This window comes from Pseudomonas agronomica, assembly GCF_025917275.1.
In the GTDB taxonomy this organism is placed as follows: Bacteria; Pseudomonadota; Gammaproteobacteria; order Pseudomonadales; family Pseudomonadaceae; genus Aquipseudomonas; species Aquipseudomonas agronomica.
On the sequence record NZ_JAOSHO010000272.1, the window covers coordinates 1 to 6857 of the forward strand.

Genomic DNA, 6857 nt, shown 5'->3' on the forward strand with positions numbered 1-6857 from the left:
TAACAGTGAGTTCTTGCCATGCAAATAAACAATTACAGCTATCGTTCAAATAAAGGACATAACAGTCGCATTCGTTTTTTGATATTCCATTACACCGCCGGAAATTTCGCGTCCTCGATCAATGCGTTGACCGGACCTTCGGTCAGCGCCCATTACCTTATCCCTGACTTGTCCGACCCCACTTATCCCGCAGCCTGTTTCAACGAACCACAGATTTTTAATCTCGTAGACGAAAACCAACGCGCCTGGCATGCCGGCGTGAGCAGTTGGGGTAATCGCAGCAACTTGAATGACACTTCCATTGGCGTGGAGATTGTCAACCTGGCAACTGACAACCAAGGCCAGTTTACCTTTCCACCTTATAAGGCCCAGCAAATCGAGGCGATTGAATACCTGGCCAAGGATATTCTCAGGCGCTACCCGGACATCAGTCCGGTCAACGTGGTCGGGCACTCGGATATCGCCGCCGGACGCAAGAGTGATCCAGGTCCGATGTTCCCGTGGCATGCGCTGTATCTGGAAGGTATCGGGGCCTGGTTCGATGACGCCACCCGAGACACTTTCGTGCAGACGTATCAAGCCGAAGGCATCCCCCTGCGCGAACAATTGCTCGGGCTGTTCAAGCGATACGGCTATGACACCTCCGCCGCCACGACAAGTGCCGGTTTCCAGCGACTTGTACGCGCTTTTCAGCTGCACTTTCGCCCGGCCCGATATGACGGCGTGATCGATATTGAGACCGCCGCGAACCTGGCGGCCTTGGTGAAGAAATATTTTCCCTGAGCAGGTCACCGGATGACAGCAACCGGCCCGGGCAAAAATGCTAGACAGTGTGACGCTGCAGGTTAGCCATCATTTCTTTCAGGGCTTCGAGATTGTCGTTCGGGTGCACCGCGTCCTCGAAGTCGCAAATCTGTTGCCAATGAGCGGCGACATCCTCAGGTGAGAAGCCTTTGCGCGGGTCGAACCCGGCGCCGAGGCTGCGCTCCCAGCGCACCTTGCCCATCCAGCCGCCGCCCACTTCGAATAATCCGGACGTTTCCTGGCAGGCTTCGCTGGCCAGGTACACCACCAGCGGACTGACGAGTTCAGGCTTGAGTTGTTCGAACACCTGCGGCGGGATAAGGCCCTCAGTCATGCGAGTGCCACCGGTGGGAGCGATCGCATTGACGTGGATGTTGTTCTTGCGGCCTTCGATGGCCAGGGTGCGGGTCAGGCCGTAGAGACCGAGCTTGGCCATCCCGTAGTTGGACTGGCCGAAATTGCCGTAGATGCCAGACGTGGAGGCGGTGAAGATCACCCGGCCATAATTCTGCTCACGCATGTGAGGCCAGGCGGCGCGGGTGACTTTATAAGCTCCTTCGACATGGACGCGGTAAACCAGGTCCCAGTCGGCATCGTCCATTTTATGGAAGGTCTTGTCTCGCAGGATGCCAGCGTTATTGACGACGACGTCGACGCGACCAAACGCGTCGAGGGCGTTTTGCACAAGCTTGTCGCCATCGGTGACGGAGTCATGATTGGCCTCGGCGATACCGCCGGCCTGGCGAATTTCGGCGACCACCCGGTCGGCCGCCGAAGCGTTGGCGCCCTCCCCTTGGGCCGAGCCCCCCAGGTCGTTGACCAGCACTTTCGCGCCTTGCCTTGCGAACAGCAGCGCATGGGCACGTCCCAGGCCACCACCGGCTCCTGTGACGATCACGACTTTATCTTCGAAGCGCACAGACTCATTCATGGGCAGAACTCCAGCAGGCCGTAGGACAATGAACGGGAGTGTCGGGTACAAGTCCGCTGGTCACAATCAACTGGGTTGAAAGTGAATGTTGGGCGATAAGGTGCAGGGATGATGCAGGCAACCCATCATGAACAGGCCATTTGCCTGTGAGGCGCAGCGATGGCCTCGCGAAATGCCAGGTAGTGATTGAGCACCTGCACCGGCGCTTCGGTGTGCGGGTAATGACCGATGTGAGGCAACGACACCGTGTCGGCATGGGGAATGAGCGCCTGGTAACGGGCCACCATATGCGCACCGGAAATCGGGTCGAATGCCCCGTCGATCAACCGTAACGGCACCTCGCCGCTCTGCATCGCCCGGACCCAGCGATCACGCTGCACGCGGCGCTCGGGAATATAGGCGATGAGCTTGTGCATGATTCGCGGTCCGCGGTGGGTCTCGACCAGGCTCCAGTAATCATCCAGCTCGCTTTCGGTGGGACCGGTCCAGGGACCGAAAATCTGCCGAAAGCTTTTCACCAGGCCGTCCCTGCAGAAAGCCCGGCCAACCAGCCAGCCCAAGGGGCTGAGCAGCAGTTTTTGCATCAACACCGGACGATGGGTTTCGGGAAACAGGCCACCGTTGAGGAAGACACAGCTGGCGACGTCAATGCGCGCCTCGCCATGCCGGGCAATCAACTCCTGGGCCACGCTGTCGCCATAATCATGGGCCAATACGTGGACACCTTGCGTCACGTTCAGGTGAACCAGCAATGCCTGTTGCAGATCGGCCTGCTCCAGCAGGCTATAGGCATGCTCCGTCGGTTTGGCGGAATCACCAAACCCGAGCATGTCGCAGGCAATGACTCGATAACGCTGTGCCAATGGCTGCCACAGGTAATGCCAGTCCCAACTGGCGGTCGGAAACCCATGTATCAACAGCAACGGCTCGCCGTGCCCGGCCGTCCAATAGCGGATGGCGTGGCCGCGAAACATGAATGTCTGGCCGCGCTGACGCCAGATACGCAGCGGGATCTGGACCATGGGCATCAGCTTTTATAGCCTGGATCTTGCTGGTCCAGTTTGCGCAGCAGCGCTGGCCAGGCCAACGCGCCCCCCATGCCCTGGGCACTTTTGGTCACGCCGGCGACCATCGCCCGGGCGCCGGCCAATATCCGCGGCTCGATGGCAATCAATTCGGCGCCGCCCGTCTGGGCCATGACCTGGATGTCGCAGGCTCGCTGGAAAATGAACATCATCAGGAACGTATCGGCAATGGTCCCGCCACAAGTGAGCAGACCATGGTTGTGCAACATGAGGAAATTGCTCTCGCCCAGGTCGGCTTGCAGGCGGGCCTTTTCTTCCGGGTTCAGCGCGACCCCTTCATACGGGTGATAAGCCAGGCTCGACAGCACGAACAGCGATTGCTGGCTGATCGGCAACACCCCTTGTTTCTGCGCCGACACCGCGACACCGGACGCTGTATGGGTGTGCAGCACGCACGTCACATCGTGCCGCACCTCATGCACCGCACTGTGGATGGTGTAGCCGGCAGGGTTGATCTCGTAGGGACTGTCCATCAACTTGTTGCCGGCCTGATCGATCTTGACCAGGCTCGACGCGGTGATTTCGTGGAACATCAACGCGTATGGGTTGATCAGGAAATCTTCAGTGCCAGGGACCTTCGCGGAGATATGCGTGAAAATCAGGTCATCCCAGCCGTGCAGCGCGACCAACCGATAGCACGCAGCGAGATCGACTCGGGTTTGCCATTCGGCTGCGCTGACCTGATCCTTTATGCCGGGTGTCGATTGAATGGGCGCTACGCTCACGGCTATGACCTCTGGCTTTTTGATGAGGGAGACGGCCATGGTTTTCATGGACAGAAACCAGTCTAGTCATCTCCCGCCAGGTCGGTAGTTGCGTTGGCAGCCAGCTTACTGGCCGAGCGAGTCAGCATTAGTGCTCGCCGCAGGTGGCTCAACCACGCAGCGCGATGATCAACTCGGCCAACCAGGGCTCGGCGTCGGTTTCCGGCGTGACGCTTTCGCTGGCATCCAGGCGCAACATGGGCAGCACCTCGTTCACGCCCAGTTCGGCAAACAGCTCGCGCATCTGCTCGCCACCGCCGCAGAACGTATCGCCGTAGCTGGCGTCCCCCAGGCCGATCACCGCGCCAGGCAGCCCACGAAATGAAGCGGGCAATTGATCACGGATCGTTGAATACAGCGGCATCAAGTTATCCGGCAATTCGCCCATGCCGGTCGTCGACGTAACGGCGAGCAAGGCTTGCGGTCCGAACGCCTGGATGTCCGCCAGGGTTGCCCGTGGATTGAGGAACGTTTCGAAATCCGCGTTACCGAGCAATTTAGCGGCATGCCGGGCGACTTCTTCGGCCGTGCCGTAGACGGAGCCGGAAAGAATGGCGACTTTCATCGGTCTGATCCTGAAACTGAATAAATAGAGTGATCATGGTAACAGGCTGCGCGCTCAAGCTGCGATTGACTCTCAACAACCAATAATAGCCAGTGGACATCCCACCACGTTCTTCTAGAATGCAGCGCGTACAGGGAAGTCCAAGGCTGGAGGCCTCATGATCAACGCCCAACTGATGCAATTGGTGATCAATGCGTCGAACGACGGGATCGTCATCGCCGAAAAAGAAGGTGATGACAACATTCTGATTTATGTAAACCCGGCCTTCGAACGGCTGACCGGTTACAGCCGCGACGAAATCCTTTATCAGGATTGTCGCTTCCTGCAGTCAGGCGACCGGGACCAGCCGTCCCTGGAACCCATTCGCGCCGCCTTGAAACAAGGAGGCGCGTGCCGACAGGTGCTGCGCAACTACCGTAAGGACGGCGCCCCCTTCTGGAATGAATTGTCGCTCTCCACCGTAAAGAACGAGGCGGACGGCCACACTTATTTCGTGGGGGTGCAAAAAGACGTCACCGCTCAAGTGAAGGCCCAGCAGCGCGTTGCCCAGCTGGAGAAAGAATTGGCCGAAGCCCGGGAGATCATTGCTCGATTGAATTCGACGAGCGGTGAAAACAAAACGGCGAATTAATGGTCAGTCACTACAATCACCAGTGATAACGCAAATATTTTTCGAGCACCTTATGCAGCGCGACGCCCTCCTGACCCAGGATGAGCTTGATTTCATCCGGACCATGCAGCACAACCCGCAGTTGAATGAGCGGGATGTCACGTCGAGCTTGCTGGTAAACGGTGGATCCCAGATCCGGGATTTGCTGACGCGCTTGGCGGCGAATGAGCAGGTCACGCTGCAGGCCAACTTCGAAAACCAGCAGATGACCTTCCCGTTGCACCTGGTCGAAGATGAATTCCATGCCATGCACCTTCGTCTGGGCGTGCCGAGCATCTACGAGGATGGCCCGAAGATTCGTCCATGGCGCCTGACACTCGACGAGCCCGTGGCGCTGGAAAACGCCAGCGGCCAGCCGGGCCCGTTATGGGTACATGAGGTTTCCTGCAAGGGCGTACTGCTGGAAATCCGCAACCGCACCAAACCACCGAAGCAATTCTCCTTGTGGTTCAGCCCGTCAGGCTACGAGCGGATTTCACTGCGTGGTACGTTCGAAAGGGAAACCGCCCACGGCATGTACGCTTATCACCTGAGCCAGCATGACCAGGACGAAACCGAGCGGCTTCGCCAATACATCCTCCAGCAGCATCGCCTGGCTCATCCGGCGATGCATTTGTAGCACCCCCTTCAAGTGTCCAGGTTGCCCGCCAGCAACTGACGCATACGCTGGCGTATTTCCGTTCCTTCGCTCCCCAGGCAACCAATCGATGAATCCGCCAGGCTTTCCTGTGCCAGGTCGGAAGCGTCACCGGCCAGCATCACCGGACAATCCAGGCTGATCGCCAATCTCTTCAGGCGCTTGGGTAGATCGACCGCCGGCGCATGGTTGGACACCAGTACCAGCGCCAAGGGCTGGATCTTTTGGCAGACCAGGATAAGTTCGTCAAACGGTTGGCCGACAGTCATCACCCTGACGCCCACTTCTGCCTTGGACACAAACAGCGCCGTGACCAACAGCTCCAACTCCCGGCACTGGCCGCCGATGGCGCTGACCAGTACTCGCGGGGATAAAACGTCGCGCTTGAGCAGTAGCCGCTGCATCACGCGCGAGCGCAGGAAACCGTCGAAAAACAACCATTCGCTGGTCTGCCCGAACTCATGCTGGCGCTGCAACAGTTCTCGCCAGAGCGGCATCAGGATGTCCTGGAATACCACCGGCACTGCATAACTGGAAAAAATCTGTCCGTAGACGCGGTCCAGCGCCAAGTCATCGAAATTACCAACCGCATCCGCTACTTGCTGCTGCCATTGGTTATAGTCGGCGCGAACTAGGTCGGGGGAAATGAACTTGGAGACCGGCGGTACCGACTCGGTCCTCGCCAAAATCTTTCCCACTTTGCTCACGGCCACTCCCCGCTCGATCCAGGCGAGAATGCTCCTGACCTTTTCAATATCGCTCAGGGAATACAAGCGGTGCCCGCTTTCGGTGCGTGTGGGTTGTATGAGCCCATAGCGACGCTCCCATGCGCGCAAGGTCACCGGGTTCACCCCTGTCAACCGCGCTACTTCGCGGATGGGAAACAAGTCTTCACGCGTCAAGGCAGTGGATGCGGGGAACACGAAGTTATCTTCGGTGATTACGCTCATTCCGAGGGCTTTCCCGACAGAAAATTGGATCCCATACTACTCCCTCCCGACCATGTTATGACAAGGACAAATTCGGTCAACGTGCGGATTTGTTGTTTTTTGCTCGGCAAGGAATAATCCTTGCTTTGCCATTGGCGACCAGACGCATCCCGCTATCACGGGGGCGTCTCCCCGCGAACCTCTTATCCAGAGCGCCGCGCCTGTACCGGAGATACAAAATGTCTACCTCCCCCGTCACCTTGATGGTTGCGCGCCGCGTTGCCAATGGACGCTACCAGGACTTGATCGCCTGGTTGCGTGAAGGCGAGCAACTGGCGACCGACTTCCCCGGCTACCTGGGGTCAGGCGTACTCGCACCGCCCCCCGAAGACGACGAATTCCAGATCATTTTCAGATTTGCCGACGAGCAGACCCTGCATTCATGGGAACATTCCGCGTCGCGCACGGCCTG

9 protein-coding genes are annotated in these 6857 nt (G+C 58.4%); 4 read left to right on the forward strand and 5 right to left on the reverse strand.

What is annotated here, in order from left to right; translation table 11 throughout:
- Nucleotides 1–18: 18 nt before the first annotated feature.
- On the forward strand, nucleotides 19–783 hold the full coding sequence (locus tag OC610_RS18000; protein ID WP_264429509.1) for an N-acetylmuramoyl-L-alanine amidase: 765 nt from the start codon (nucleotides 19–21) through the stop codon (nucleotides 781–783).
- A gap of 40 nt (nucleotides 784–823) precedes the next feature.
- Here the strand turns inward: OC610_RS18000 and OC610_RS18005 are convergent, their stop codons facing one another.
- From OC610_RS18005 to OC610_RS18020, 4 genes are all read right to left on the reverse strand, one after another.
- On the reverse strand, nucleotides 824–1735 hold the full coding sequence (locus OC610_RS18005) for an SDR family oxidoreductase (RefSeq protein ID WP_264429510.1): 912 nt from the start codon (nucleotides 1733–1735) through the stop codon (nucleotides 824–826).
- Between the two features lie 125 nt (nucleotides 1736–1860).
- Nucleotides 1861–2763, reverse strand: coding sequence for an alpha/beta fold hydrolase (locus OC610_RS18010; protein WP_264429513.1), 903 nt, complete (start codon nucleotides 2761–2763; stop codon nucleotides 1861–1863).
- Nucleotides 2763–3545, reverse strand: a complete 783-nt coding sequence (locus OC610_RS18015; protein WP_264429515.1) for a class II aldolase/adducin family protein — start codon at nucleotides 3543–3545, stop codon at nucleotides 2763–2765. The genes OC610_RS18010 and OC610_RS18015 overlap by 1 nt, the downstream gene beginning before the upstream one ends.
- Before the next feature lie 148 nt (nucleotides 3546–3693).
- Complete coding sequence (locus tag OC610_RS18020) at nucleotides 3694–4149, reverse strand: flavodoxin (RefSeq protein ID WP_264429516.1); 456 nt, start codon at nucleotides 4147–4149, stop codon at nucleotides 3694–3696.
- A 157-nt stretch (nucleotides 4150–4306) separates the two neighbouring features.
- Here OC610_RS18020 and OC610_RS18025 point away from each other — a divergent pair, with 157 nt between their 5' ends.
- Both OC610_RS18025 and OC610_RS18030 read left to right on the forward strand, forming a co-directional pair.
- Nucleotides 4307–4780: a PAS domain-containing protein gene (locus OC610_RS18025; RefSeq protein WP_264429518.1), complete on the forward strand. Its 474-nt coding sequence runs from the start codon at nucleotides 4307–4309 to the stop codon at nucleotides 4778–4780.
- A 52-nt stretch (nucleotides 4781–4832) separates the two neighbouring features.
- Entirely contained in the window at nucleotides 4833–5438 is a 606-nt protein-coding gene (locus OC610_RS18030) for a hypothetical protein (RefSeq protein ID WP_264429519.1), read from the forward strand.
- Nucleotides 5439–5446: 8 nt separating this feature from the next.
- Here the strand turns inward: OC610_RS18030 and OC610_RS18035 are convergent, their stop codons facing one another.
- A complete protein-coding gene (locus OC610_RS18035) occupies nucleotides 5447–6406 on the reverse strand; it encodes a MerR family transcriptional regulator (protein WP_264429520.1) in 960 nt (319 codons plus the stop codon).
- A gap of 218 nt (nucleotides 6407–6624) precedes the next feature.
- On the opposite strand from OC610_RS18035, the gene OC610_RS18040 reads away from it, so the two are divergent.
- Nucleotides 6625–6857 (forward strand): antibiotic biosynthesis monooxygenase (locus OC610_RS18040; protein ID WP_332880479.1); only part of this gene is annotated, 233 nt, incomplete at its 3' end.

Coding starts and splice junctions, on each gene's coding strand:
- OC610_RS18000 (WP_264429509.1), top strand. CDS start 19: ATGCAAATAAACAATTACAGCTATCGTTCAAATAAAGGACATAACAGT.
- OC610_RS18010 (WP_264429513.1), bottom strand. CDS start 2,763: ATGCCCATGGTCCAGATCCCGCTGCGTATCTGGCGTCAGCGCGGCCAG.
- OC610_RS18025 (WP_264429518.1), top strand. CDS start 4,307: ATGATCAACGCCCAACTGATGCAATTGGTGATCAATGCGTCGAACGAC.
- OC610_RS18035 (WP_264429520.1), bottom strand. CDS start 6,406: ATGAGCGTAATCACCGAAGATAACTTCGTGTTCCCCGCATCCACTGCC.
- OC610_RS18030 (WP_264429519.1), top strand. CDS start 4,833: ATGCAGCGCGACGCCCTCCTGACCCAGGATGAGCTTGATTTCATCCGG.
- OC610_RS18020 (WP_264429516.1), bottom strand. CDS start 4,149: ATGAAAGTCGCCATTCTTTCCGGCTCCGTCTACGGCACGGCCGAAGAA.
- OC610_RS18005 (WP_264429510.1), bottom strand. CDS start 1,735: ATGAATGAGTCTGTGCGCTTCGAAGATAAAGTCGTGATCGTCACAGGA.